The following is a 25448-nucleotide window of genomic DNA, read 5'->3' as shown; positions in this document are numbered from 1 at the left end:
TGATGGATATGATGGCAATGCACCCCGTGTACCGCGGTTGCGGCAGAAGAAAGGGAGATATTTTGTGGAGTGCGGATCATATTGTTGCCCCAAAGGTAATCAGGAAATTGAAAAGTCAGATTTTTTTTTCAACTTTCTCCTCCCAAAACACCAAACTCACCGGTTCTGCTTCTTTTTATCCCAGTTTTTCACTCTGAACCAGGTGTGGCATTATTTTTTCTTTCTTGATTTGATTGATTGCCAGCGGTTGTGCGTTCTTCTGTTGCTGGCACCTAACAACTGCCTGAACCATGTAACCTATGAAATCTGTACTCACCTCTTTCTTTCTACTCTTATCCTTTAGTCTGTTGGGGCAAACTACGCTAAAGCTTCCGCAGGCAAGCCCCAAGGCCAAAATCACCCATACCATTGGCATTACAGAAGTGACCGTGGCCTACAGCGCGCCCGGGGTCAAGAACCGCGAGGTATGGGGAAAGCTAGTCCCCTACGGCAAACTCTGGCGGGCCGGTGCAAATGAAGCCACCACCATTTCTTTTTCTACAGACGTGCGCATACTCCAGGAAAACGTGCCGGCGGGTACTTACTCCTTGTTTGTATTGCCAACAGATTCCAGTAACTGGTACGTTGTCTTGAACAAGCAGCTGGACCTTTGGGGCACAGACGGCTACGATCAAAGCAAAGACTTAATAAGACTGCCCTTCAGCCCCAAATCCGCAGAATTCCATGAGACCTTGAAGTATTCTTTCAATGACGTACAACCCGCCAGCGCCCGCCTGGTCTTGAACTGGGAAAAAAAGCAATTGGTCATTCCCATAAGAGTGGAAGTGTATGCCCAAACCATGAACCTGATCAAAGATTCTTTGGCCGTAGCAAAACCCAGTGACTGGTCGGTGCTGGCACAGGCCGTGAACTATGTATTGCAGCAAAACACAGACCATGAACTGGCCCTGGAATGGATAGACAAGTCCATTTCCATAGAAGAAAACTTCTACAACACCTGGCTAAAGGCACGCCTGCTGGCCCAGAAAAGTGAATACGACGAAGCCCTGGAACTCAACAAGAAAGCCCAAAAACTAGGCAAAGCTGATGAGCAAACCTACAAGGCCTACGCCCAGGAAATTGAAGATGCCGCCGTTCTTTGGCGAGAAAAGAGATTCCAGGCCAACTAAGAACGTCGTTTTTGGCCTGTTTCCTGGAAAACAGGCCAAAAACGACCAATGGATGACAGGCTCCTTTCTAGCGAGAGGAAAAGAGTTGCTTTAAAATAATTAACTGAAGGTATAATAGCCTAGAATCTGGCAATGAACCGAAGGTTGACCAACCGATCGGTCAGGTAATTGGGAACGGCGTAGGTGATGCCATTGTTGTCCCGCACGTAATTATAGGAAATCACGTTGTTGGCTGAAATAAGGTTGAGTACCTCCAGGCTAACCCAGAAGCTTTCCAAGCCAAAACCAGTGGCTTCTGGCCCGCGCACCGATATTAGTTTGGAAAAGCCCATGTCTACCCTTCTGTAAGCCGGGCCGTTGAAGGCGCTTCGGTGGTTAAGTAAGCCGGGAGGTCCAAACGGCAAACCAGTGCTGAATGCCAGGTTCAAATACATTTTCCAGGTGGGGTTGGCCGGCAGGTGATCCTGAAAGAAAATCCCGAAGTTCAGGTGTTGGTCGGTGGGTCTTCTGATGAAGCCTTTTGGTGCTACTGCCTCTGTTTTTCCCGTGATGGGGTCCCGCACTTCGGTGGAGTCGCCTTGCAGGTTTTCACGGGTACTTAAAAAGCCCAGGCTAAACCAAGACTCCTCTCCTTTGATGAACTCACCGTTCACCCGTACATCGGCGCCAATGGCGTAGGCCTCTGCTTTTACGTGCGGCAGGTACCGTAAGCGCATGTTCTCCTGCTCAAACGGATTTACTGTTGGCATGTACTTGTAATACGCCTCGGCGGTGAGTTTGAAAGGCCTTCCCCATTTCTGAAACTGATACTCCGTCCCAGACACAAAATGCCAGGCTTGCTGGTTTTCTACGCCCTTGACCAAGGACCCGTCCAGGTCTCGTATCTCTCTGTACAAGGCAGGCTGTACGTAGGCACCGGCGGCGGCCTTGAATGACCACTGCGGCAAACTGGCTAACCGGAACGCATACTGTACCCTGGGGCTGATGGAAACCTGTCCATTTACCGTCCAGTAATGCACCCTTACCCCATACGTCAACGTTTTTGAGCTGTCAATGGACCACTCATCCTGCACATAGGCTTGCCATCTGGTAGAGGAAAGGGTTTGGTTGACAGAAAGGGTTTTCAGGCCCAGTACGTAGTCAGAAGAGTCTGTGAAGGAATACTCTCGCAACGCATCTTTAATGGACTCATGCCCTGCTTTCGCCCCTGAAGAAATAGTATGAGAGGCATTGAATTTCCAGGACACTTTTCCTTCCAAGGCTTGAAAGGCGGCGCGTAGTTTGTTTCTGGAATAGTTGTAGGTAGAACCCACTCCTCGCTCTCCCGCGCATTTGTTGAACGGCGACACGCCCACCATAGGCATTACGTCACAAAAACGGTAACCCGCTTCTAAATCCCTGAACTCGCGTTCCTGGCTGTACAAGGTAGAGTAAATCAACTCTCCCTTCACCTCAGAAGAAAAAAAGTGTTGCAACCGCAAGCCGCTCTGCCATGTGGTGTACTTCATTTGTTCCTGGCCGTCAAACCCTACCAATAGGCGCAACACCTGCGTCTGTGTACCGAAGGTTGTTTCCCGGGTTTCAGGCCTTACCTGATAGTCATTCTGCGATAGGTTGGCCAGAAAACTTAGTTCAGTGATAGGCTGAGTACCCGAGGCTCGGTGCTTGGCTGAAGAAAGATCATAGGTGAGGTAGGTCTGTACATCTGTGAATTTAGGCTTGTAATCGCCTTCTACTTCCAGGCTATTCAAGACATAGCCCGCGTTCTTATGCCTGATGCCTACCAAATACCCCAATCGCTTGTTTAAGGCAATACCTTCGGTATGCACAGAGCCGCCCGTCAAACTTCCCGAAACAGAACCTCTGAACTTGGTGGGCGTGCGGTATTGAATGTCCAGTACTGAGGAAAGCTTGTCGCCGTATCTGGGTTGCCAGCCTCCGGAAGAAAAGGTGACTTCTTCTACCATGTCTGGATTGACAAAGCTCAGCCCCTCCTGCTGCCCGGTCATGCTCAGAAACGGACGGTACACCTCCATGCCATTCACATACACTAAGTTTTCGTCAAAATTGCCTCCTCTCACTGAGTAGGCAGAAGACAACTCATTGTTGCTGGTCACCCCAGGCAAGGTCACCAGAATCTTATTGAATTCCTGAAAAGGGCTGGGCAGTGTTTGGGTTAACCTCGGGTCGATTTTAGTGATACTGACCACGTCCCTGGTGTCTTGGGCAGACTTGGCGCGCACCTGTACTTCCTGTAAGGCCTTATCTTGCAGGCTTAATTCTACCGTTACATAGCGCGTCTCATTGGGGAGTAAAACCAGAGGCTTCTCTTGCCGCTCATAGCCAATATAGGTTACCACCAGCGTGTACTCGCGCTCTGGGTCTACGGCTAGTTTAAACCTTCCCTGAGCATCTGTCAAAGTGGAATAGCTCGTATTCTGAAGGACAACGGTAGCTCCTGCCAGCGGCTGCTGCTGGGTGTCGGTGATTAGGCCATGCACATGCGCTTGTTGCGCCCAGGCCGGAAAGCTCAGGAACAACAGACACAGGCACCAACCCAACCGCCCAAACCCCATGCGTTAGAGGCTTATTTCCTTGAGGGACTGAATGGTTTGCGCGGGGCTATTTGAATTGAATACAAAGCTGCCGGCCACCAACACGTCTGCTCCCGCTTTCACGAGAAGGGGTGCATTCTCAGCGTTCACGCCGCCGTCAATTTCAATCAAGGTGGAAGCATTGCGCTCCAGAATGAGGGCTTTTAATTGCTCTATCTTGCGGTAGGTGTTCTGAATAAACTTCTGACCTCCAAACCCCGGATTCACCGACATAAGGCACACCACGTCTATGTCTTCAATAACATCTGATAGCACGTGAACAGGCGTATGCGGGTTCAAGGCCACTCCTGCCTTGGCTCCCGTGGCTTTAATCTGCTGCAGGGTGCGGTGCAGATGCGTGCAGGCTTCCTCATGCACGGTGATGATGTCTGCCCCTGCCTTCTGAAACTGCTCAATGTAAAGTTCTGGCGCCTCAATCATCAAATGCACATCCAGCGTTTTCTTGGCGTGTGCTTTGATGGCCTGCAGCACCGGAAACCCAAATGAAATATTAGGCACAAACCGGCCATCCATGACATCACAGTGAATCCAGTCACAGGTGCTTTCATTGAGCATTTGAACATCAGTGGCCAGTTGGCCAAAATCAGCGGAAAGAACCGAAGGGGCAATTAAATGGGACATGATACGAGAACGTTTAGCTTCTACAAAACAACACTTTCTAAGGGCAAAAACCAATGCAACACAACAGAAAAGCCCTGTCTACCAAAAGATGGACAGGGCTTTAATTAGATTCAGGGTTAAAGGTCTATTTTACCTGAGCTTTCCAGCTCTTCTATGCGTTCGGTACCGTTGATGATATATTCCTCATTATAGGGACACTGTATACCTTGGGAATCAGAGCAATAGTTCAATTGTTTAGTATAACGATAGACGGGTCCCTCATTCAGGGAAAGAATTTCATAGATTTCTGAATTTCCAGATATCCCATTAAAATCTTGTATTACAAGTCTCACCGAATTATCAAATACTTTTTCACCTACTTTAAAAGGCTGGTTTACGTTTATGAAACTATAATACTGTTTACCATCATCTTTATTATAGTCATAGTCAAAACCATAGGCGTTCCAAGACTTACCTTCCACCACCGGAAAAACCATGTGAATTCTTTTCCTGTTATTTTCCTGAATAACCAAGTTTCCAGAGGTTTTATCAATAAATTCTCTTGATATACTCCGAACACCAGAAACCTGCCAAGGATCAGAAGAAGTCTGTCTTCTGCTTATCTCTACTCTATACCAGTCTTTCCCTGCTTGGTCCTTATACATCTGATTGACTAACTCCCTTTCCTGGAAAGCAACTTCCTCTTTGACTTCATTGTCCTCATAGGTAGTAACTGCCACATTGAAGATTTTATAAGTTCCCACCTCCAAAGGATAATACGCCTCACCTATAGTGGATGGATCCAACACCACTTCATCATCGCCGCAGGAGGACAAGAACGTACCCATGAGGGCTACTGCAAACAAAAGTCTTTTCATACAGAGGTAGACGGGTTAGTCTAGGTTAAAGCTGGTTTCAATCCATCCGCCGCCAATCACGTCGTCTCCTTCATAGAAGACGGCGGCCTGGCCCGGGGCAATCGCGTTTACGCCGGCATGAAACTGCACCAGCATTTTATCACCCACTTGCTCAATCACCGCAGCGGTGCCAGGGTCATTGTAGCGCACTTTGGTAATGGTTTCAGTAGGCAGTCCGTGCAGGTTTTCATACTTGACCATATTCAGCTTGCCCACGTTCATGCCGTTCTTGGCCAACTGCTCATAATTGCCCAGTATCACCCTATTCGTATCTTTCTCTATGCGGGTTACAAACGCCGGAAAACCAAGGGCCACGCCCAAACCTTTCCGTTGCCCGATGGTGTAAAAAGGATAGCCTTCATGCTTGCCTACCACGGTACCATCTTCTAACACAAACTCGCCGCCAGCCACTTGTTCTTCCAAGCCCGACACGCGGCGTTTCAAGAAACCGCGGTAGTCATTGTCTGGAATGAAGCAGATTTCATAAGACTCAGCCTTCTTAACCAAGGCCTCAAAGCCGCGGTCCATGGCCATCTGCCTGATTTCTGTCTTGTGCAAATGTCCCAAGGGGAAAATGGTACGGCTCAGGCTCTCCTGCGAGATTCCCCAAAGCGCATATGATTGGTCTTTGTTATGGTCCTTCCCTTTGGAGATGACATGACGGCCGTTTTCTTCGCGTATGTTGGCGTAGTGACCGGTGGCTATAAAATCACAGCCTAGTTTATCTGCCCGGCGCAGCAAGGCATCCCACTTGATGTGGGTGTTGCACAAAACGCAAGGGTTGGGCGTACGGCCGGCAATGTATTCATCGGTGAAGTGGTTGATGACGTAATCACCAAACTCTTCTCTAATGTCTATGATGTAATGGGGAAATCCTAGCTGAACCGCTATGTCTCGGGCGTCATTGATGGAGTCAAGACTGCAGCAGCCGGTTTCCTTCTTGCTGCCTCCGGCGCTGGCGTAGTCCCATGTCTTCATGGTCATGCCTATCACATCATACCCTTGCTCGTGCAACAAAACTGCCGCTACTGAGCTGTCAATGCCGCCACTCATGGCGACCAATACTCTTCCTTTTGAAGTCATCTTTTCTTAATTTAAACAGGATTCAAAGTCCTGCCGAAACAATGTGCAAATATAACTAAAATACCTTCCACTTTCGTTTTTAAGCGCAGGCTCCAATGAGTATAAACCTGAACGCAACGACAACAAGCAATACTAGTTTCCCGGTTCACTCCGTTATTATCCCGATTGGGACACAATTTTTGCCGGCCCTGTAGTAAAAACGGCATTATGAATTACATTTGGTTTAACAACCCTAGTTTAGACTTATTTTCAGGAAAACACGATAAAAACGCATGGCACTCAGCACAATAGTTTTAGTAAACCAGATTTCCAACCTTAGTGATGCCCGCTATTGCGCAGGAATGGGCGTAGAAATGCTCGGATTCTCCGTAGAGGAAAATTCACCGGCTTTTGTGGCGCCAGAGGCATTTAAAGAAATTTCTGGCTGGGTGGCTGGCGTTCAGCTGGTGGGCGAAATGGAAGACCTTCCGGTAGAGGAAATCCAGCCGTTGTTGGAGAAGTATCCTCTGCACATGCTGCAGCTAAACAAGGTTTACCTGATTGAAGAATTGGAACTCATGCCGCTGCCGGTAATCTTAAAGGTTCTGATTGATAAAGACACAGATGAGCAAAACCTACTGCAGTTCCTGGAACTATATGAGCCCCACGTAGAATACTTCTTGATTGATTCTACTGAACTGGATTCTATTGATTCTGCCACCCACGGCTTATTGCGCAATATCTCAGATAAGTTCTCCGTGCTGGTGGGCTTTGGCCTTACCAAAGAAAACACAAAGGAAGCCCTGGAGAAAATACACCCTGCTGGCATCGCTTTGAAAGGTGGTCAGGAAATCCGCCCCGGCTTCAAAGACTTCGACGAATTAGAAGAAATCTTTGAGCAATTGGAAGACTAGTTTAATGTGCTAATGGTTTAATGTGCTGAGGTGCTATTTCTTAATTTGAAGATGTGGAAATGTGACGATGTGAAGATTTCTTTCTGATCTATTCTTTAAATGGATATTTAGTAAACAGAAAGCGCTGGCCAAGGCCAGCGCTTTCTGTTTTTAGGCTATTTCTGTGAAAAGAGGCCAAAAACGGCTATTGAAAAATTAGTATGAATCTTTCAGGAACATACCCCTTCTCAATTTTCAAATCTCCACATCTTCAAATTAAGAAATTAGCACCTCAGCACATTAAACCATTTGCACATTAAACAGTATACTGCAGGTATTTGATGGGAACGCCTAAATCAAGATACTTCTTTTCAAAAGTAGTGTAGATACCCATGGTATGCTCTTGCAAATCTGATTCATACAGGTCCTTGGTATGCAAAAGGTGCGTGGCTTTACGTTCTTCCAGCACTTCTAAGGTATAATCAAACAAAAGGTCGCTGTCCGTTTTCAGGTGGAGTCTGCCCCCTGGTTTCAAGATGCGTTCATACATTTCCAGGAAGCGTGGCGAGGTTAGGCGGCGTTTGATGTCGCGTTTGCGAGGCTGAGGGTCTGGGAAGGTAATCCAAATCTCATCCACCTCCTTCTCCCCGAAATGCTGGTCCAGGTTCTCCAGGAAAATCCGAAGGAAACCCACGTTGTACAGTCCCGCTTCTTCCGCTAAGGAACTGCCCTTCCAGATGCGGTTGCCTTTGATGTCAATTCCGATGTAGTTTTTGCCAGGATACAACTGGGCCATGCCCACGGTATACTCGCCTTTGCCACAGCCCACCTCCAATACCAGTGGTTGGTCTTTTAAGAAGAAGTCGCTGTTCCAGCGGCCTTTCAGTTTTTCAAAATTCTCTTTACCGGGTTCCACCACGTTGGCGCGGGTGGCATTGACGGCAAATTTCTCTAGTTTTCCTCTACCCATGAATTATAGTTCGGCTATTTCTGCCACCACAAAGGTACTACCCCCAATGAATATTACCTCATCTGGCAACGCATGTGCCTTGGCAGCCAGTATGGCGTCTTCTACCGTTGGATAGGCCGCACCTTTCAGGCCGGCAAACTGCGCCTCTTCCCATAGTTGTTGCACGGGCAAGGCTCTGGGTATCTGGGCCTGACAGAAATAATACCGGTAAGACAAGGGCAAAAGTCTTAATATACTGGTCACGTCTTTGTCATTCACCGCCCCGAAAACAAAGTGCACCTGCTTTTGAAGCGCCAATAATTGTTCCACTACTTGCCGGATGCCATCAATGTTGTGGCCGGTGTCACAAATGGTCAAAGGCTCCGCGTTAAGAATCTGCCATCTGCCTTTTAAACCAGTAAGGGCCTGCAAGTTCTTAAGTCCTTCCTTCACGTGCTCTTCGGTTATCTGAAACCCTTGGGCCTGCAACAGTGCTATGGTTTTGAGAACGCCAGGTAGGTTCTGTTTTTGGTATTTACCCAGCAGCGCAAGTTCCAGGTCTGCCAGATAGAGGGTTTCGCCTTTGTAAATGTCAAATAATGCTAAATGACCTTGTTGCCCTTTCGGCTCTGCCCTATATTCCTGGTCTGCGAAATACAAAGGACTGCCCGTTTTTTGGCTCTTTTCCTGGAATTGGGCCAAAACCGACTCCTGAGTAGTGCTGATGACGGCTGGAACTCCAGGTTTTATGATGCCGGCTTTTTCCGTTGCAATTTCTTGCAGGGTATTGCCCAGCAGGCTTTGGTGGTCCAACCCAATATTGGTGATCAGGGAAACCAGCGGTGTTATGATGTTGGTAGAATCCAAACGTCCACCCAGGCCCACTTCAATGATGGCAATATCTACCTGCTCTTCTTTAAAATGCTCAAACGCAAGGGCCACGGTCATTTCAAAGAAGGAAGGTTTCACCTGCTCAAAGAGCGACTGATGCTTCTCTGTGAATTGCGTAACCTTCTCTTTAGAAATCATCTGGCCGTTTATGCGTATGCGCTCGGTAAAGTCTTTCAGGTGCGGAGAAGTATACAGACCAGTTTTATAGCCCGCCGATTGTAGGATAGCTGCCAGCATGCTAGAGGAACTTCCCTTGCCGTTGGTACCTGCCACATGCACGGTTCTAAAGTCTTGCTGAGGGTTTCCTAAGGCTTTTGTAAGGGTTAGGATGTTGTCCAGGCTCTTTGTAAAAGCAGAATTGCCGATGCGGTGAAACATCGGCAACTGCTGGTATAGATACTCTAAGGCTTGTTCGTAGGTCACGAATAAAGGAGTATAGGTTAATTTGCTCGAATGATAAAGGTAATCAGGCCGGAGGCGCCGGCATTGCTGTCGTTGCCTTTGATCCGGCTGAAAGAGGTCTTGCGCACTTCGTTACGGTACCAATTCACCACTTGCGGGCTCACGTTGCTTTCCACCACGTCCAGGCCAATAATTTCACCGTCCTTGTCAATACGTACTCTAAAGACCACTTTCCCGCTTTCATTGTCATAGGGGTCGGTGCGGGGCTCAATGTCAAAACGCCAGCCGGGCATGTTCAAAGGTCCGCCGCCGCTTCCGCCGTTGCCGCTTTTCTTGCCAGGGTACTGGCCTTCGGGACGGCCTTTGTCGCCCACGGTGCCTGGCTCGTCACCATTGTTGTTGCCGGTGGGATTGCTGCTGGTACCAGCCGTTCCATTGCCGGTGCCCGTTTTGGCTTTGCCCGGAAATAACGCTCTGTTATCTACCTTCTTAGGTTCTTCCTTGACAGGTTCTGGTTTAGGCTCCACCTTCTCTTCTTTCACGCTCACCGGCGCATCTGCCGTGGTGGTCACCACGCGTTCTTCAGGCGCGGCTGCCGTCTTTGGTTGGGCTTGTGGCGTTGGAACAGCTTTAGGCGCTTCAGCGGCGGGGCTGCTGTCTTCTGCGTTGGTAGATTCATTGGGCGCAGCCTTGCTGTGAGTGTCACCGCTGCCTACTTCTGTGGTACCAAAGGAGATTTCAATTCCGCCTAATTGGTCCAGTGGCGGATCTGGTGCCTGCCAAGCCATCACGAAAAACAGCATTAGCAACAAGAGCAAATGCACGGCGGCACTAACTCCCATGGCTATCTTTCTGTTTTTCTCTTCTTCCTGGGTAACAACCATGGTGCTTTATTCTGATGGAAGCGTGGCAATAGACACCTTCGCTTTCAAATTATTGACAATACCGGCTACTTTCACAAAATGCTCTACCGGCACTGACTTGTCTACGTGTAACACAACAACGCCCTGACCTTCCTCAGTTCCCGCCAAGGCTTCCTCCAACTGGCCCGGAAGGGCTTCTAAGGTGGTCTCCTGGTCGTTCATGAAATACTTTAAGTCTGGGGTGATGGTCACGCTTATCTTTTGCATGACAATAGCCGAAGCCTTGCTGGATGGCAAACTCACTGGCAGCCCGGAAGGCGTCACGAAGTTAGACGTGAGCATAAAGAAAATCAGCAACAGAAAGATGATGTCCGTCATGGAGGACATGCTAAACTCTGCGTTGATTCTATTTTTGGAGCGTAAATTCATTAGGCTTGTGGCTCTTGAAGTAGGTCAATGAACTCAATTGAGCTGTACTCCATGTCATGGATGATGCTGTCTACTTTTGACACCAGGTAGTTGTATCCTACATAGGCCGGCAAGCCGATGATAAGACCCGCGGCAGTGGTCACCATGGCCTCATAAATACCACCAGAAAGCAACTTAGGGCTGATGGAGCCTTCGGCCTGGGCTATGGCAATGAACGCGCCAATCATCCCCGTCACAGTTCCTAAGAAACCCAGCATGGGTGCCGCACCGGCCACGGTGGCCAGACCTGACAAATTCTTCTCTAAGCGGGCAATTTCAATCTTACCCACGTTCTCAATAGAGGCTTCAATACTTTTTAAAGGCTGACCAATTCTAGAAATGCCTTTTTCCAGCATGCGGGCAATGGGCGTATTGGTTTGGGCGCAGAGCATGCGGGCCCCCTGAATATCACCGGCTACTACCAGACTTTTCAATCTGCCAATAAAATCTGCTGGGTTGCGGGACGCCTTTTTGATGGTTAAGAAACGCTCTACAAAAATATAAATGGCTACCAAAGACAAAGCCGCTAGCGGGAACATTGCCCAGCCACCGGCCATAGTTAAGTCTAAAAGGGAAACTGATTCTGCAGCGGTGGTGCTGGCGGCTGCGGCAGTGGTATCTACCACCGCAGTAGTGGCAGGCGTGGTAATCTGGAGTAAAATGGCGTTCATGTTAGTAGTTTAGTACCCAAAGTTCTTGGCTTACGTCTTTGCGTAGGGTTGGCAGGGCGGCTTGGGCTTCTTCTTCAGTGGCAAAGTCAGCAACGGAAACCCTGTGCCATTTACTTTCTTTGGAAGGAAGCAAGGTTTTAGCCTGGTACCCTTTCTTACGCAGGCTTTTCTGGTTCATAGAAGCAAACTCATTCTCAGAGAAAACGCCCATGATGACATAGAAACGGTTGGTCTTGCCTTTAATTGTGGTAGAGCTCAAGGCTTTCACAGGCTCAACCAGTTTTTCAACGGCCTCCTTCTTCACCTCTTTCTTTACCTCAGGCTGGATAACCGCCTCTTCTTTAACTTCTTCCGTTTTTTGGCTGTTTTTCTGGGAATCGCCCCAAACCAGTTCTTCTTGTGCAGCAGTGGATTCATTTACTGAGGAAGCCACGGTATCCTCTGGAGCCTGAGCGGCCAGCAAGGACTGCTCATACGCATCCATGGCGGCAGATTTTTCAGGAGCAGTAGCTGCTTTCTCCACCACTTCCGGTGCCTCTTGGGCTGGCGCGTGCGAAGAAGAAAGTAATTCCATTGGATTAAGAGAACTCAAGGCCACGTCTTGCTGCAATGAGTACAAGTACACGCCGCAGACGGCCAGACCACCCACTACCAGGCTTGCTCCTATTTTGAATAGTCTGCGCATCCGGCTGCCGGTTCTCAGGCTGGCAACTTCTTTGGCTGGCTGGTCCTGGAATTTGCCACGCAGCACCAATGTGTCCCTTCCCAGGATAGGCTTAGACACCAGTTCTGGCAGGCCAAAGCTGTGCTCTAAGAAATTGTCATTGTCCAGGCTTTCAAATACCAGCTTGCTTTCTGCATTGTACCGGAACATGCCTACCTCCCGCAGCTCAAACTGATGGTTGGCCTGCAGTTGTTCTTTTAAGGCACGCACAAACTCTTTCACCTCCTGTTGCGCCTTGGCCACCGGCCATCGCTGCTGGTGGGCCAACGTTGTGATCAACAGCCCGTCATTCACCTTCAACTGTTCATTGAAGGCAATGCGCTTAGAAGGCGGTGAAAACGTGTGTTTTACCGGATGGATTTTTGCAGGAGCATAATGCGTAATCAATCCCCCAAACTCTGGGATAATCACGCAGTCATACTTGTACAATAAAGATTTTATGTGCCTTTGGATCATATTCTCTTAAAATGAATAGGTCACGCCGCCTATCACAGAAATTCCCTGAGATTTATAGTTCACAAACCGTTCATACTCGTTGCTCAGCAGGTTATTGCCCATTAAAAAGGCAGAGAACCTAGGTGAGAAACGATAGTCTGCTTTGATGTTCAGGTCCAGAATGGAGTCTGTCTCACGCAAAGCCATGGATCCGTCTGGACGTGCAATTTGGCCAAACGAACTGCTAATATAATAAAGTTCAGTGTTGAAGAGAATCTTATCATAAAGATTATACGAACCAAAAGCGGTGAGAATGGTGCTAGGTTTGTGAAAGGCCTCTGCCAGTGAGGCAGTTGTATAGCTGTTATTTTCTGCCTTCAGGCCTATTCTCAATTTCTCAGATTGGTTGTAGGTCAGCTGCCCGAAAATCTGGAACACCTGGGTAACGCCATCGTCATAGACTACGTCAAACTTAGCGGAGTCTTTGGCGGCATTGTTAAAGAAGTAAAGGTTTCGGAAGCTCTGGTGCGCCAGACGGCCGGTAAATTGCACGTTCTTGCCCAGGCTTCCCGTCACGCCTCCGTACAATTCTAAGCCCTTGTTCACGTCAGCAATTTGCACGTTATGGTTCAGCCAGGGATTTTCTTTGCTCAGGCTGTACAAGGTGGTGCGCTGCAAGTCTCCGCCGGCACCTACAAACAAAGTAAGCTTGTTTTCTATGGCCTGGTAATTTGCCTCTACCGCCGGGTAGATGTTGAATTTGCGGGCATCGTTAATGGTGTCTCCGGTATAGGCAATGGTGGCACCCAACACAAGGCTTAGCTTGTCCAACTGCTTGGAATAAGCCGGACGCACTTTAAAGAACCCACGCCCCATGGAGGCAGAGTCTTTCAGGTTGGCGTAGGCTGCCTCCAGGTTCACCACAAACTTTGAGTCCTTGCCCAGTTCATAGTTCCCTTCTGAGGTGCCAATCAAATTCATTTCCTTGGCAGAGTAATTGTCTGACGCATAGTTCAGCCCAACTTTGGCGTTAAACTGAAACGGAGCCTTGTTGTCGGTGAGGTTGTTCAGGTGGCCTTCTACCAGAAAGCGGTTGTATACCTGCTTCACAGAATCTCTGTCTACTTCTACAAAGCGATCAAACCCGTAGAAGTTGTTCTGGTCCCGCTCATATTTCACGCGGCCACCCAAGGTGAGAGGACCGCTGTACATCTCGCCGTGGGCCTGTAAGAAGCTGCTGGCCACGTTGGAATCCTGAACGGGTCCTTCTCCAGAAGACAGATGGCCTACCTCAGCACCGTAAGAAGCCTTGTCATCGCGCTTGTTATGAAAATAACCCCGCAGATAAATAGTGCCAATGTTGCCAATCCCGCCCTTCACGTAATTGCCGTAGAGTTTGCTCAGTTCTTCCGTCTGGATGGTGAGCACGCGCATGGGCAGGTTAATGTAATGCTCTGGCAGACGGTATTCATTGAAGCGGTACGTCACCTGACGGTCTTGCAACTTAGGCGGGGCAATCCTAAACTTCTCAAAATTTCGGTTGGCCTCGGGCAGCTCCAGGGTGCGGTTTTTTTCTACTACAATCTCGGCGTTTTCCAGCTTGCCGCCTTCGCCCCAGCCAGTTTGGGCCTGAGAGGTGGCTGGAGCCAATCCGAATAAAAACAGGGCCGAAATGCCCGCTAACGCTGTGGTATATCTCATTGCTCTGATCCGTTTGAAGATGAAGGCGTGTTCACCTTGTTTTCTAACTCTGCCAGTTTGGTTTTGGCGGCCTCTACAATCTCTTTGTCAGGCGAGTTTTCAATAATGGAGTTTAGGGTAGCCTTGGCCTGAAACACCTCGTTCTGGGCTACATACACATCGGCTATCAATAAGAAAGACTTGCCCAGCAGATTTTCATAATCCCCAAAGGTCTTGCTGAACGCAAAGGCCTGATCAAGGGCCTCTTTGTACTTCTGCTGCTTGTAGTAAATCTCAGAAAGCAGGTAATGCGCCTCGGCTCCGTTCACGTCAGTGGCAGAAGTAGCGGCCGTACTGAATTCTTTGATGGCCTGATCCAACCTGCCTTGCGCATAATTGGCTTTCCCTCTGAACAACAACGCCGAGTTGTAAGCATCTAAAGTAGCATTACCGCGGGCAATTAACTCATCTGCGATCAGGATGGTGTTGTTGAAGTCATTGGTGTAGTAGAAGCTCTTCATGAGGCCTTTTAAGGCGTTGGCCTGCTCCTTCTTATTCACGGCCAGATCACGCAGGCGTGAATAGAAACTGGCGGCCTCGGCGTAGTTGCCATTCTCAAACTCCATGTCTGCCACACGCTGAACAGCCTTGCTCAGGTATTCAGACTTTCCTTCCAGGGCCACTTCTTTCAAGCTGCGCAGGGCATTGTCCTTGTCCCCGTTCCGGAAGTAAGAATCACCCAGGAAATAACGCGCATTGGCTACCGACGAGCTGGCCGGATAGGTTTTCAGGAAGGACTCAAACTTAGGAATAGCCTGCTTGTATTTCTCATTGAAGTACAACGACTTGGCTGCTTCAAATTCAACACTTTCTAAAGCATCACTTTCTGGATTGGCCGCTTTGAACTTGGTTAGATACGTATCTAGCTGCTCCGTCTGATTGCTTTCTCCCAAAGCTTCTTGCAAGCTGTAAATGGCGTTGTTGGCAATAGGGTGCGTAGGGTATTGGTCAATGACGCGCTTAAAGTCTGCAATGGCCTCAGTCATCTTGCGCAGGTTCATGTAGGCCACGCCTCTTTTCTGAATGGCATGCGGCACCAGCGAACTACCCGGACGGTTGTCGATCAGGTCACTGAAGCTAGCGATGGCGGGCGCGTAGTTGGAGTTCTCAAAGTCAATGATCCCTTTCTGGTAGATGGCATCATCGGCGTAGCGTGATTTAGGATACGACCTGATCACCGTCTGCAAACTCTTGATGGCATCATCGCGGCGGTTGGTCAGGCTGTACACCACACCCTTTTGGAACAGGGCATAATCCATGTCCGGAGTTTTGGCGGCCAGTGCTTTGTCATACCACTCCAGCGCATTGCCGTAGTCTTTGGTCACATAGTAGCAATCTGCCAGGCGCAGCATGGCGTCTGCATAGTTTGGGTTGCCGGCTTTTACGGAATTGTCATTAAGGTAGGCTTTGAAATGCGTAAGCGCCTTCTCGTACTCTTTGTTGTTGTAATAGGCGTAGCCAATGCCGTAACGGGACTTCACATAAAACTCAGTACGGCCCGAGTTGGGCGTCTGAAACACGGCGCCGTAACTGTTGATGGCCTGCGACCAGCGTTGCCCAATGGAATAGGCCTCGCCCTTCAGGAAATTACTACCCGCTTGAATCTCCTTGTCATATGGGAAACCGAGAGACTTGTCCAATAAGGCCACCGCTTGCTGGAACAGCTGGTCATTGTACAGCTTAACGGCTTGGTAATAGGTAACCCGTTGGTAGGTTTCATTAATGCGGTGGCTGCGCTTAGGCAGGCTCTCAATGTGTTGGATGGCTTCCTGGTAGTTGCTGGAATTCAGGTAGGCTTCGCTCAGCAAATCATCCGCCTCATCCCCGAACTTTGAATTAGGAAAATCTTTGTTAAAAGAAGCCAGGGAGTTGATGACCTCAGAGAAGTTGCCCAGCTCATAGTTAATCTGCGCATACTTAACCGTGGCTCCCTCCTTCACATTCTTGTCAATGTTAAGTTTGCGGGCCTGGTCAAAGGCGCCCAAGGCAAACTGCTTGTTATTGTCTTTGAGGTAACTTAAACCCAGGTGGTAGGATGCATTCTGCCCCAAGGAGTCTGACTGAAACGCAACGGCCTTTAGGTTCTGGATGGCGCTCTTGTAGTTCCCGGTCTTGAAATCGGCGAAACCCATTTTGTACTGCACCGTCTTGTCCAGATTCTTCTTGCCTTCAGAATAGCTTTTGAAATACTGGGCAGCGGTCTTGAAATCATTGCGCTGGAAATAAGCATCGCCCACCAGCAAGGAAATCTCGTCTGGGTTCTGCACTTTAGGCGTCATCTTCAGAGACTTCTCCCCGTAAGCAATCACCTCGGCAAAATTCCCTTCTTTGTACAGCACTTCAGTGAGCATGTAGGGCACTACGGTGCGGTAGTCTTCGCTCTGCTCTGCCACTTTTAGGTCTAGCTTGGCCCCAATGTAATCACCAGAGCGGTATGCCAGATACCCGGCATAATAGCTAGAGGCAAAGGAATAGGCATGTGAGCCTTTCTTGTTGCGGTCAAACAGGGTCTTGGCCTTGTCAAAATTCTTCTTGGCAAAGTAAGAATATCCCAGCTTGAACTCCGCCTCTTTTAACTGAGCATCATCCAGGCGGTCAGCGGGGGCTTTTTCTAAATAGAGGATGGCTTTGTCATAGCTCTTCTTGTCAAAGAAAGCCGTGCCCAGTTCAAAGAATGCCACGGCGGCTTTAGGGTGCGTAGGATAGCGCTGGGCAAACTGCAGGACCAGCTGTTCGGCGTCTGGATGAAACAGGTGCAAGCCGCTGACCGCATAATAGTATTGGGCATCAGCGGTTCTGGCGGGGTCTTTGATGAGCCTGATGTATTCTGCAAATGCCTGCTGGGCGGCTCCAAACTTTTCCCGGTCATATAATTCCAGGCCTTCCTGGAAAAAGCGTTCTTCAGAACGGAACGTCTGGGGCTGCTGGGCCTGGGCGGCATGGGCGCCTCCCAGCAAGGCCGTAGCCAACGCTAACTTGTGGGGTAGTTTCATAGTTGGTGTGTTTGAACCCGGCCGCCTGGAAAATGAATCTCTGCGGCGCCAGGGCCTTTCCTTCAAAAATAGGAAAATATTGCTGGAAAGCGGCCCGAAGGCCCACCTTTCCTGATGTTTCTTCAACGACGGCTTTCCGCTTTTAGCGTTTAGAGCCCCAATTTTTCTGCGCCGTTTTTGGTCTATTTTCCAGAAAACAAGCCAAAAACGACGTCTACCTGATTACCGGCACCGGGTGGATGATTTTGAAAACCAGCTCTTTTAAGATGGCGTCTTCAGACAGATTGCCACCCTCCACGCCTTTGCTTTGCAAGTCTGCCTTCCGCAAGAAGCCAATGATCTGTAACACTCTTCTATACGGGTAATTTCTGAGGGCCAGCATGTACTCCTTGGCCAGAAAGCTTCGGTTGCCCAGGCTCTTGGCCACCGCCTGTTCATTTACCTGGGGCAGCATATGCAGCGTTAAGAGCTTAGAGAAAAACGAAAACAACAGCACCAGGTTGGGAATCAAGGGATTGTCTTTGGGATTAGAAGCGAAGTAGTTTAAAATGCGGTTGGCCTTGAGAACGTCTTGCTTGATGATGGCCGTCTGCAACTCAAAAATATTAAACTCCTTACTGATCCCGATGTTCTCCTGCACCACGCCTTCGTCAATGGTCTGGCCGGTCTTCAGGTTGATGGTCAGCTTTTCAATCTCATTGGTGAGTCTGGATAAGTCAGCGCCAATGTATTCTGCCAGCATCATGACCGCGTGCGGCGTGGCCTGCAGGTTCTTGGTCTTGAGGTAATTGGTGATCCAGGCGGGCACCTGGTTGTCATAGAGTTTTTTGGTGGTGAGCAAGACCGCCTGTTTATTCAAGACTTTACTTAAACGCTTCCGGCCGTCCAACACCTTATGCTTGTGGCAGAAGACCAAGATGGTGCTGGGCAGCGGGTTGGCCAGATAGGCGTCCAGTAGTTTGGCGGCGGCGTCTTTCTCAGGATCGGCTTCCAGGTTTTGCAGGTTCTGCGCTTCTTTCACAATCACCACCTGCCGGTCAGACATCATGGGAAAACGCTTGGCTTGCAGCAGCACGTTGGAGATGTCTGTGTCTTTGCCGTACATGACCACCTGGTTGAATCCTTTCTCCATGTCATTCAAGGCATGCTGCTCAATGTAGTCAGAGATGAGGTCAATGTAGTACGGCTCTTCGCCCTGCAGAAAATACACGGGGGCAAATTCACGGTTCTTGAGTTGTTTCAGGATATCGTCAGCGGTCAGCGCCATGGATGCAAGGTAATGTAAAACTAGACGCCAAAGTTACTCATGCTGGCAAACCAAACCACCATGCGCAGCCACAAAATAAAGATGGATTGTTTTTGTGCTATTTTCCAGAAAACAGGCCAAAAACGGCTAGCCCCACTCCTGCTTGTACTTGCTTCTGTCAAATTGAAAGATGTAGTGTATCTTTGGCCTAGTTAAAACAGAGCTACATGAATTTGATTGAAGAACTGCGCTGGCGCGGGATGTTGCAGGACACCATGCCAGGCACAGAAGAACAACTGCAGAAAGAAATGACCACGGCCTATATCGGCTTTGACCCTACGGCCTCTTCGCTGCACATAGGCAACCTGGCTACCATCATGCTGTTGGTACACCTGCAACGCGCCGGCCACAAACCAGTGGCTTTGGTAGGCGGTGCGACGGGTATGATTGGGGACCCTTCTGGAAAATCAGCGGAGCGTAATCTCTTGTCTGAAGAAGTTTTGCGAGACAACCAGAATGGCATTAAAAAGCAGCTGGAGAAGTTCCTGCATTTTGGCGATGCACCTAACGCCGCCGAGGTAGTCAACAACTATGACTGGTTCAAAGAGTTCTCCTTCCTGGATTTCTTGCGCAACGTGGGCAAGCACCTAACGGTGAACTACATGATGAAGAAGGACTCTGTGAAGAAGCGCATCACGGCCCAGGAAGGCGAAGACGGCGCTGAAGGTCTTTCCTTTACCGAGTTCTCTTACCAATTGCTGCAGGGTTATGACTACATGCACCTGTATAAGCACAAGAACGTGCGCCTGCAGATGGGTGGTTCTGACCAATGGGGAAACATCACCTCGGGTACGGAGTTAATCAGACGAATGGAAGGCGGCAAAGCCTACGCCTTGACCACTCCGTTGGTGACCAAAGCCGACGGTAGCAAGTTTGGCAAGTCTGAGAGCGGCAACGTGTGGCTAGACCCTACTATGACCAGCCCGTACAAGTTCTACCAGTTCTGGCTGAACGTAGCCGATGACGAAGCGGAAAACCTAATCAAGCGCTTTACCCTGCTCACGCAAGAAGAGATTGCCGCCTTGGTAGAAGAGCATGCCCAGGCCCCGCACCTACGGGTGTTGCAGAAAGCCCTGGCTAAAGAAGTGACCACCACGGTTCACTCCGCTGAGGACTATGAACAAGCAGTAGAGGCATCTCAGATTCTGTTTGGCAAGGGAGATTTGGAGACGTTGCGAGGCTTACCAGAGTCTACCCTATTAGCCGTGTTTGAAGGCGTACCGCAGATAGAAATTTCTAAAGAAAATTTAGCAAACGGCGCGCAGGCCGTGGATTTCCTGTCTGAAATCACCCAAAACCAAATTTTTGAGTCAAAGGGCGAGGCCAAGAAAATGATCCAGAACGGGGGCGTGAGCATTAACCGCCAAAAGGTGGGCAAGCCAGATGAAAACATTACCTCAGACCTGTTACAGGGCAAATACCTGGTGGTGCAAAAAGGTAAAAAGAACTATTACCTGGTAAAGGCGGTCTAAACCAGAAACCAATAGATTGAACATAAAAAAAGGCAGGTTTTTACACCTGCCTTTTTTTATAACTTATTGCTAGTCAGCAACTTATTTCTTCTCAGAACCTTCAGCGTTCTTCATGTCCTGAACTTCCTTACGGATGTCCTGAGCCATGTTTTTCAAATCCTGCATACCTTTTCTCACGCGAGTACCAGCTGCTGAATTGCCTTTGTCATAGAACTTCTCAAAGTCACCTTCTAGAGACAGAACCAGGTCCTTAATTTTAGAAAAATTGTTCATTAGAGCTTGTTTTTAAGGTTTAACATTTCGTTTAATGGCTCTAATATAGGAATTATAAAATAAGGTGCAAAAAAATTGCAGAGGCTCTTTTTACACAAAAGAACCGCTTTTCTAGGCTGTAACCGTCGTTTTTGAGTAAAGTCCCTTGTCCAGTTTGGTAGAGATGGCCTCAAACGCCGCGATGGTCTCCGCCACGTCTTCCAGGGTGTGCGCCGCCGTCGGGATCAAGCGGAGCATGATCACATCCTTAGGAACCACCGGGTACACTACAATGGAACAGAAGATGTTATAGTTCTCGCGCAGGTCCAGAGTCAAGGCCGTAGCGTCTGGAATCTGGCCGTTCAACAACACTGGTGTTACGGGTGAGGTGGTGGTGCCAATGTTAAAACCTTTCTCGCGAAGACCAGACTGTAATGCCTTTACTATGGTCCAAAGATTATCTTTCAATTCAGGCTGAGAGCGCAATAATTCTAAACGCTTCAAGGCTCCTACCACCAAAGTCATAGGCAAAGACTTGGCATACGTCTGAGAACGCATGTTGTAACGCAGGTAGGTGATCACGTCTTCGTTGCTGGCCACAAAAGCACCAATGCTGGCCATGGACTTGGCAAACGTAGAGAAGTAGATGTCAATACCATCCTGCACGCCTAGGTGTTCACCCGTACCAGCGCCCGTGGCTCCCATGGTACCAAAACCGTGGGCATCGTCAATGAACAATCTAAAGCTGTATTTTTCTTTCAGAGCAATAATCCCTTGCAAATCACCTAAGTTACCGCTCATGCCAAACACCCCCTCAGAGATTACCAGAATGGCTCCGCCGGTCTCATTGGTCAAGCGAGTGGCACGCTGCAATTGTTTCTCCAGGCTTTCCATGTCATTGTGCTGGTACACGAAACGCTTGCCTTGGTGCAAACGCACGCCGTCAATGATACAGGCATGCGACTCGGCGTCATAGACAATCACATCATGGCGGTCTACCAAAGCATCAATGATGGACACCACACCCTGGTACCCGAAGTTCAGCAAGAAGGCATCTTCCTTCTTTACAAACTCGGCCAGTTCATTTTCTAAGCGCTCGTGGTTATTTGAGTTACCAGACATGATGCGGGCGCCCATGGGAAGGGCCATTCCAAACTCAGCAGCGGCTTCGGCGTCTGCTTTGCGCACTTCTGGGTGGTTGGCCAGGCCCAGATAGTTATTCAAGCTCCAGGTCAATACCTGTTTGCCCCTGAATGTCATGCGGGGAGCAATCTCTCCTTCTAATTTTGGGAACGTGAAATAACCGTGAGCGTAGTGAGAATGGCTGCCAAGCGGTCCGCGGTTGGCTAATAACTTTTCAAATAAATCCACTTTAGATAAAATTAAGGCGGTTGAAGATCATCTAGACGAAATCCGTCATGCTGTCTTCCTAGTGCTTTGTAAGGCAAGAAGACCTGCAAATTTACATTGATTGTGCTCAAATGCAAAGCGGCCTTTTACAAGATGATTTATTCTTATGGCTTTTATCTTACCCCAGAAAGGTATTTCTTTGAAGTATCAAACTGAATGGACTTTTGACGATGAAAAAAATAAATAAAATTCTGGTAGCCAACCGCGGCGAGATTGCACTGCGCGTCATGCGTTCTGCCAAAGAGATGGGCATTAAAACCGTGGCCATCTACTCAGAGGCAGACCGCCAGGCTTTGCACGTGCGTTTCGCGGATGAAGCCGTGTGCGTGGGACCGCCTCCCTCCAACCAGTCCTACCTGCGCGGCGACGTGATTCTGGAGGTATGCAAGAACCTGGGCGTAGACGCCATTCACCCGGGCTATGGTTTCCTTTCAGAGAACGCGGGCTTCGCCAAAATGGTGGAAGAAGCAGGCATTACCTTCATTGGGCCGTCACCAGAGGCCATTGACTTAATGGGTAGTAAGCTAGCCGCCAAGGCCGCCGTGGCCAATTACAACATCCCCATGGTACCCGGCACCGAAGGCGCCATCACGGACGTGGAAGAGGCCAAAACCATTGCCACCAGCATAGGTTTCCCTATCTTGATCAAAGCCAGTGCCGGCGGCGGCGGAAAAGGCATGCGCGTGGTGGAGAACCTGGAGGAGTTTGAGCAGCAAATGTCCATGGCCGTGAGCGAAGCCACCTCGGCGTTCGGAGACGGCTCTGTCTTCATTGAAAAATACATCGGCTCACCCAGACATATTGAAATACAAGTGTTAGGCGATACGCACGGCAACATTGTGCACTTGTTTGAACGCGAGTGCTCTATTCAGCGCCGTCACCAGAAAGTGATTGAGGAAGCCCCTTCTGCCATTCTTACCCCAGAATTACGCGCCGAAATGGGCCGCTGCGCCGTGAACGTGGCCAAGGCCTGTAACTACAAAGGCGCCGGCACGGTGGAATTCCTGGTAGACGAAAACCTTAACTTCTACTTCCTGGAGATGAACACCCGCCTGCAGGTAGAACACCCGGTAACCGAGCAAATCACCGGATTGGACTTGGTGAAAGAGCAAATAAAAGTAGCCCAAGGCGAACGCCTTTCTTTCACGCAGGAAGACTTGACCATCACCGGCCATGCCATGGAACTGCGCGTGTACGCCGAGGACCCGACCAACAACTTCTTGCCAGACATCGGGACCTTGACCACCTACAAGCGTCCTCAAGGATTGGGCGTGCGTGTAGATGATGGTTTTGAGGAAGGCATGGAGATTCCCATTTATTATGACCCGATGATCGCTAAACTGGTAACCTACGGCAAAGACCGCCAGGAAGCCATTGAAAAAATGATTAGGGCCATTGAAGAGTACCAGATTACGGGCATTGAAACCACCCTGCCGTTTGGTAAGTTTGTGATGGAGCATGAAGCCTTCCGGTCAGGTGATTTTGACACCAAGTTCATCAACCGGTACTTCACAGATCCATCGGTTTTGAAACCACAGCCTAACCCAGATGAGGAGGAACTAGCTGCTGTGCTGGCCGCTTTGTTCAGTGGTCAGGCCAAGACGGCCCAAACCGCTGCCGCGCCTGTTTCTGCTGAAAGTAAAAACGGCATGTCTGACTGGCGCAAGAACCGCTTGAAATAGACCAGCAGGTTTTATAAAAGCCTCGGCCCCGTTTTTGGCCTGTTCTCTGGAAAACAGGCCAAAAACGGGGCCGAGACTTTTTAGGGTTGTTAGATGTTAAATCAAATCGAATAAACTTTTCACGCCTAGGTGCCGCTCTTTGGTGAAGCCTTCACCATAAGTCACGCCAATGGCATGGCCCAGTTCCATGGCTCTAGCTTCCAGAAAACGCATGAACTCGGGTGTGGAAATGTAGGTGGCAGGCTCGTTGTCCTCAGGATCAGGCGAGGTAAAGAATTGCGATTTAAACGCTCTGATGGCTTCTACCTTCTGCTCCCAGTACGGAGTGATGTCTACAATCAAATCTGGGGTGATGAGCCGGTCTTGTATGTAATGGTACACGGCCTTGGGGCGCCAGGCCTCCTGTTCTTCTCCGGCCTCGTTCTGGGTTTTGATCTGGCGCAATCCAGAATAGAAACAAGCCTCAGACACCAGATGGCTGCCGCGCCCATGGTCAGGGTGACGGTCATGGATGGCGTTGAGCAACACTACCTCTGGGCGATACTTGCGCAACACGGCAATGACCTTACGTTGGTGTTCCTCATCGTTCCTGAAAAAGCCGTCGGCCATGCCCAGATTCTCCCGCACGTCCAGTCCCAGAATCTTGGTAGCATCCGCCGATTCTTGGGCCCTGGTTTCTGGCGTTCCCCTTGTGCCCAGTTCGCCACGGGTAAGATCTACCACTCCTACTTTTTTGCCTTGGGCCTTATGAGCCAAAATGGTACCTACGCAACCTAACTCAGCGTCATCTGGATGAGAGGCAAAGGCCAACAGGTCTAACTTCATCATTTGGTAGTTTTTATTTTATGCGCAGGCTCCGGCCCACTTTTAAGGTGGTTCTGGTAGAGATTCTGTTCAGGCGCGTGATTTGAGAAACAGACACGCCGTATTTACGGGCAATGGAGCCCAGCACCTCCCCGCTTCTCACTCTATGATATACGGTTCTTCTGGCCCTGGAGGGCGAAGACGACGTTTTACGCTTGGCACTGTTGTAATAATTGAAAAGGGCGGAGGTAACGGCAAAGTTGTTGCCTTTCAGCAGATAATCAGGGAAGTTGTAGAGTTCCTCTGGGTCAATGGGATTGCCTTCATAGCGTACTTCATAGTGCAAGTGAGGACCAGAACTACGCCCGGTGCTTCCGCCCTTGCCCAGCAACTGACCCGCCTTTACATACTGACCCGGCTTCACCAGTGCCTTGCTTAAGTGGCCGTACAAGGTTTCCAAACCGTTCACGTGACGTACCACCAAGTAATTACCATAGCCGCCGCCATCCCATTTAGAGATACGCACCACCCCGTCAAAAGCCGCTTTCACAGAGTCGCCGGTGTCCAGGTCCAGGTCAGTGCCGTAGTGCCAGCGGTAGCCTCTAAACCCGAAGTCTGAGGTAATAGGCGTCTTTACCAGCGGCATCTTGTACAATTGGTTTTTGGCCGGGTCCACCAATTTGATGGGAATGGTGTCTTTGAGGGTACGGCCGTCTTTGCGGTACGGGTTGATGTTGTGCGTGTCCCAGATGGCGTAATAGCCGGCAATCTTCACCCATACGCTGTCTTCCATCTGCACCTCGTCAGACATCTCCACAATGCTTTGTTCGCCTAAATGAAGGGAACTGGTGTCTTCGCTCACGATAGACAGTTTGCGCACAGGGCTGAAGCCCGCTTTCTTAGCATCTGAATTGTCCTGAAACTCCTCATGCTTGATAAGCACGGTGGTATCTGGCTTCACGTATTTGATCTTAGGCGCCTTGCCTTTGAACAAATCTTTCTTCACTCCTTTCTGAGCCAATACCTCCTGCGTTCCCAGCAGGCTGCAAAGACTCAACAACAAGAAGAAGGGTATCTTTCTTAAAAGCATTCAATTCTCTTAATCACCAGGGCAGAGCCTTTTCTGCGTC

At 49.4% G+C, this 25448-nt stretch carries 21 protein-coding genes; 4 read left to right on the top strand and 17 right to left on the bottom strand.

What is annotated here, in order from left to right:
• Positions 1-299 precede the first annotated feature (299 nt).
• The gene (locus tag GU926_RS02340; protein ID WP_160688644.1) at positions 300-1169 is read left to right on the top strand and encodes a DUF2911 domain-containing protein; all 870 of its coding nucleotides are present in this window, start codon (positions 300-302) and stop codon (positions 1167-1169) included.
• 119 nt (positions 1170-1288) lie between these two features.
• On the opposite strand, the gene GU926_RS02335 is transcribed toward GU926_RS02340, so the two are convergent.
• The 4 genes from GU926_RS02335 to mnmA all read right to left on the bottom strand — a co-directional run bounded on the left by GU926_RS02335 (position 1289) and on the right by mnmA (position 6384).
• A complete protein-coding gene (locus GU926_RS02335; protein ID WP_160688642.1) occupies positions 1289-3745 on the bottom strand; it encodes a TonB-dependent receptor in 2457 nt (818 codons plus the stop codon).
• Positions 3746-3748: 3 nt separating this feature from the next.
• A complete protein-coding gene (gene rpe, locus GU926_RS02330; RefSeq protein WP_160688640.1) occupies positions 3749-4405 on the bottom strand; it encodes a ribulose-phosphate 3-epimerase in 657 nt (218 codons plus the stop codon).
• 116 nt (positions 4406-4521) lie between these two features.
• Positions 4522-5262, bottom strand: coding sequence for a hypothetical protein (locus GU926_RS02325; protein WP_160688639.1), 741 nt, complete (start codon positions 5260-5262; stop codon positions 4522-4524).
• A 15-nt stretch (positions 5263-5277) separates the two neighbouring features.
• Positions 5278-6384: a tRNA 2-thiouridine(34) synthase MnmA gene (gene mnmA, locus GU926_RS02320; RefSeq protein WP_160688637.1), complete on the bottom strand. Its 1107-nt coding sequence runs from the start codon at positions 6382-6384 to the stop codon at positions 5278-5280.
• Positions 6385-6656: 272 nt separating this feature from the next.
• Here mnmA and GU926_RS02315 point away from each other — a divergent pair, with 272 nt between their 5' ends.
• Positions 6657-7277, top strand: a complete 621-nt coding sequence (locus GU926_RS02315; RefSeq protein WP_160688635.1) for a phosphoribosylanthranilate isomerase — start codon at positions 6657-6659, stop codon at positions 7275-7277.
• Between the two features lie 295 nt (positions 7278-7572).
• On the opposite strand, the gene trmB is transcribed toward GU926_RS02315, so the two are convergent.
• The 9 genes from trmB to holA form a co-directional block, all read right to left on the bottom strand.
• Positions 7573-8226 (bottom strand): tRNA (guanosine(46)-N7)-methyltransferase TrmB, encoded by a 654-nt coding sequence (gene trmB, locus GU926_RS02310; protein WP_160688633.1) that lies wholly within the window; start codon positions 8224-8226, stop codon positions 7573-7575.
• A 3-nt stretch (positions 8227-8229) separates the two neighbouring features.
• Positions 8230-9519, bottom strand: coding sequence for a bifunctional folylpolyglutamate synthase/dihydrofolate synthase (locus tag GU926_RS02305; protein WP_232058405.1), 1290 nt, complete (start codon positions 9517-9519; stop codon positions 8230-8232).
• Positions 9520-9536: 17 nt separating this feature from the next.
• Positions 9537-10382 carry a hypothetical protein gene (locus tag GU926_RS02300; protein ID WP_160688631.1) on the bottom strand — a complete coding sequence of 282 codons (846 nt, stop codon included), beginning with the start codon at positions 10380-10382 and terminating at the stop codon, positions 9537-9539.
• A gap of 6 nt (positions 10383-10388) precedes the next feature.
• On the bottom strand, positions 10389-10790 hold the full coding sequence (locus GU926_RS02295) for an ExbD/TolR family protein (protein WP_160688629.1): 402 nt from the start codon (positions 10788-10790) through the stop codon (positions 10389-10391).
• On the bottom strand, positions 10790-11500 hold the full coding sequence (locus tag GU926_RS02290; RefSeq protein ID WP_198001452.1) for a MotA/TolQ/ExbB proton channel family protein: 711 nt from the start codon (positions 11498-11500) through the stop codon (positions 10790-10792). The genes GU926_RS02295 and GU926_RS02290 overlap by 1 nt, the downstream gene beginning before the upstream one ends.
• A 1-nt stretch (position 11501) precedes the next feature.
• Positions 11502-12680 (bottom strand): HU domain-containing protein, encoded by a 1179-nt coding sequence (locus GU926_RS02285; RefSeq protein ID WP_160688627.1) that lies wholly within the window; start codon positions 12678-12680, stop codon positions 11502-11504.
• Positions 12681-12686: 6 nt separating this feature from the next.
• Positions 12687-14360: a TonB-dependent receptor gene (locus GU926_RS02280; protein WP_160688625.1), complete on the bottom strand. Its 1674-nt coding sequence runs from the start codon at positions 14358-14360 to the stop codon at positions 12687-12689.
• On the bottom strand, positions 14357-17392 hold the full coding sequence (locus tag GU926_RS02275; protein ID WP_160688623.1) for a tetratricopeptide repeat protein: 3036 nt from the start codon (positions 17390-17392) through the stop codon (positions 14357-14359). Before GU926_RS02275 ends, GU926_RS02280 begins: the two co-directional genes overlap by 4 nt.
• Before the next feature lie 214 nt (positions 17393-17606).
• Positions 17607-18659: a DNA polymerase III subunit delta gene (gene holA / locus GU926_RS02270; RefSeq protein WP_160688621.1), complete on the bottom strand. Its 1053-nt coding sequence runs from the start codon at positions 18657-18659 to the stop codon at positions 17607-17609.
• 206 nt (positions 18660-18865) lie between these two features.
• On the opposite strand from holA, the gene tyrS reads away from it, so the two are divergent.
• Positions 18866-20170 (top strand): tyrosine--tRNA ligase, encoded by a 1305-nt coding sequence (gene tyrS / locus GU926_RS02265; RefSeq protein ID WP_160688619.1) that lies wholly within the window; start codon positions 18866-18868, stop codon positions 20168-20170.
• Positions 20171-20251: 81 nt separating this feature from the next.
• On the opposite strand, the gene GU926_RS02260 is transcribed toward tyrS, so the two are convergent.
• Together GU926_RS02260 and GU926_RS02255 are read right to left on the bottom strand one after the other, a co-directional pair.
• Positions 20252-20443 (bottom strand): histone H1, encoded by a 192-nt coding sequence (locus GU926_RS02260; RefSeq protein ID WP_160688617.1) that lies wholly within the window; start codon positions 20441-20443, stop codon positions 20252-20254.
• A 111-nt stretch (positions 20444-20554) separates the two neighbouring features.
• Positions 20555-21793, bottom strand: a complete 1239-nt coding sequence (locus GU926_RS02255) for an aminotransferase class I/II-fold pyridoxal phosphate-dependent enzyme (protein ID WP_160688615.1) — start codon at positions 21791-21793, stop codon at positions 20555-20557.
• A 209-nt stretch (positions 21794-22002) separates the two neighbouring features.
• Between GU926_RS02255 and accC the strand changes: the two genes are divergently transcribed.
• The gene (gene accC, locus GU926_RS02250; RefSeq protein WP_160688613.1) at positions 22003-23514 is read left to right on the top strand and encodes an acetyl-CoA carboxylase biotin carboxylase subunit; all 1512 of its coding nucleotides are present in this window, start codon (positions 22003-22005) and stop codon (positions 23512-23514) included.
• Positions 23515-23610: 96 nt separating this feature from the next.
• On the opposite strand, the gene bshB1 is transcribed toward accC, so the two are convergent.
• Positions 23611-24339 (bottom strand): bacillithiol biosynthesis deacetylase BshB1, encoded by a 729-nt coding sequence (bshB1, locus tag GU926_RS02245; protein ID WP_160694538.1) that lies wholly within the window; start codon positions 24337-24339, stop codon positions 23611-23613.
• 13 nt (positions 24340-24352) lie between these two features.
• Positions 24353-25408 carry a M23 family metallopeptidase gene (locus tag GU926_RS02240; protein WP_160688611.1) on the bottom strand — a complete coding sequence of 352 codons (1056 nt, stop codon included), beginning with the start codon at positions 25406-25408 and terminating at the stop codon, positions 24353-24355.
• Between the last annotated feature and the right edge of the window lie 40 nt (positions 25409-25448).

Source organism: Nibribacter ruber (genome assembly GCF_009913235.1).
Classification (GTDB): domain Bacteria; phylum Bacteroidota; class Bacteroidia; order Cytophagales; family Hymenobacteraceae; genus Nibribacter; species Nibribacter ruber.
The sequence above is the reverse complement of the archived record's forward strand: the minus strand, read 5'-3'. Positions and strand labels throughout refer to the sequence as shown.

Bases quoted from the DNA above. Each gene is read 5' to 3' on its own strand.
- GU926_RS02340 (WP_160688644.1), top strand. From the start codon at position 300: ATGAAATCTGTACTCACCTCTTTCTTTCTACTCTTATCCTTTAGTCTG.
- GU926_RS02335 (WP_160688642.1), bottom strand. From the start codon at position 3,745: ATGGGGTTTGGGCGGTTGGGTTGGTGCCTGTGTCTGTTGTTCCTGAGC.
- rpe (WP_160688640.1), bottom strand. From the start codon at position 4,405: ATGTCCCATTTAATTGCCCCTTCGGTTCTTTCCGCTGATTTTGGCCAA.
- GU926_RS02325 (WP_160688639.1), bottom strand. From the start codon at position 5,262: ATGAAAAGACTTTTGTTTGCAGTAGCCCTCATGGGTACGTTCTTGTCC.
- mnmA (WP_160688637.1), bottom strand. From the start codon at position 6,384: ATGACTTCAAAAGGAAGAGTATTGGTCGCCATGAGTGGCGGCATTGAC.
- GU926_RS02315 (WP_160688635.1), top strand. From the start codon at position 6,657: ATGGCACTCAGCACAATAGTTTTAGTAAACCAGATTTCCAACCTTAGT.
- trmB (WP_160688633.1), bottom strand. From the start codon at position 8,226: ATGGGTAGAGGAAAACTAGAGAAATTTGCCGTCAATGCCACCCGCGCC.
- GU926_RS02300 (WP_160688631.1), bottom strand. From the start codon at position 10,382: ATGGTTGTTACCCAGGAAGAAGAGAAAAACAGAAAGATAGCCATGGGA.
- GU926_RS02295 (WP_160688629.1), bottom strand. From the start codon at position 10,790: ATGAATTTACGCTCCAAAAATAGAATCAACGCAGAGTTTAGCATGTCC.
- GU926_RS02290 (WP_198001452.1), bottom strand. From the start codon at position 11,500: ATGAACGCCATTTTACTCCAGATTACCACGCCTGCCACTACTGCGGTG.
- GU926_RS02285 (WP_160688627.1), bottom strand. From the start codon at position 12,680: ATGATCCAAAGGCACATAAAATCTTTATTGTACAAGTATGACTGCGTG.
- GU926_RS02280 (WP_160688625.1), bottom strand. From the start codon at position 14,360: ATGAGATATACCACAGCGTTAGCGGGCATTTCGGCCCTGTTTTTATTC.
- GU926_RS02275 (WP_160688623.1), bottom strand. From the start codon at position 17,392: ATGAAACTACCCCACAAGTTAGCGTTGGCTACGGCCTTGCTGGGAGGC.
- holA (WP_160688621.1), bottom strand. From the start codon at position 18,659: ATGGCGCTGACCGCTGACGATATCCTGAAACAACTCAAGAACCGTGAA.
- tyrS (WP_160688619.1), top strand. From the start codon at position 18,866: ATGAATTTGATTGAAGAACTGCGCTGGCGCGGGATGTTGCAGGACACC.
- GU926_RS02260 (WP_160688617.1), bottom strand. From the start codon at position 20,443: ATGAACAATTTTTCTAAAATTAAGGACCTGGTTCTGTCTCTAGAAGGT.
- accC (WP_160688613.1), top strand. From the start codon at position 22,003: ATGAAAAAAATAAATAAAATTCTGGTAGCCAACCGCGGCGAGATTGCA.
- bshB1 (WP_160694538.1), bottom strand. From the start codon at position 24,339: ATGAAGTTAGACCTGTTGGCCTTTGCCTCTCATCCAGATGACGCTGAG.
- GU926_RS02240 (WP_160688611.1), bottom strand. From the start codon at position 25,408: ATGCTTTTAAGAAAGATACCCTTCTTCTTGTTGTTGAGTCTTTGCAGC.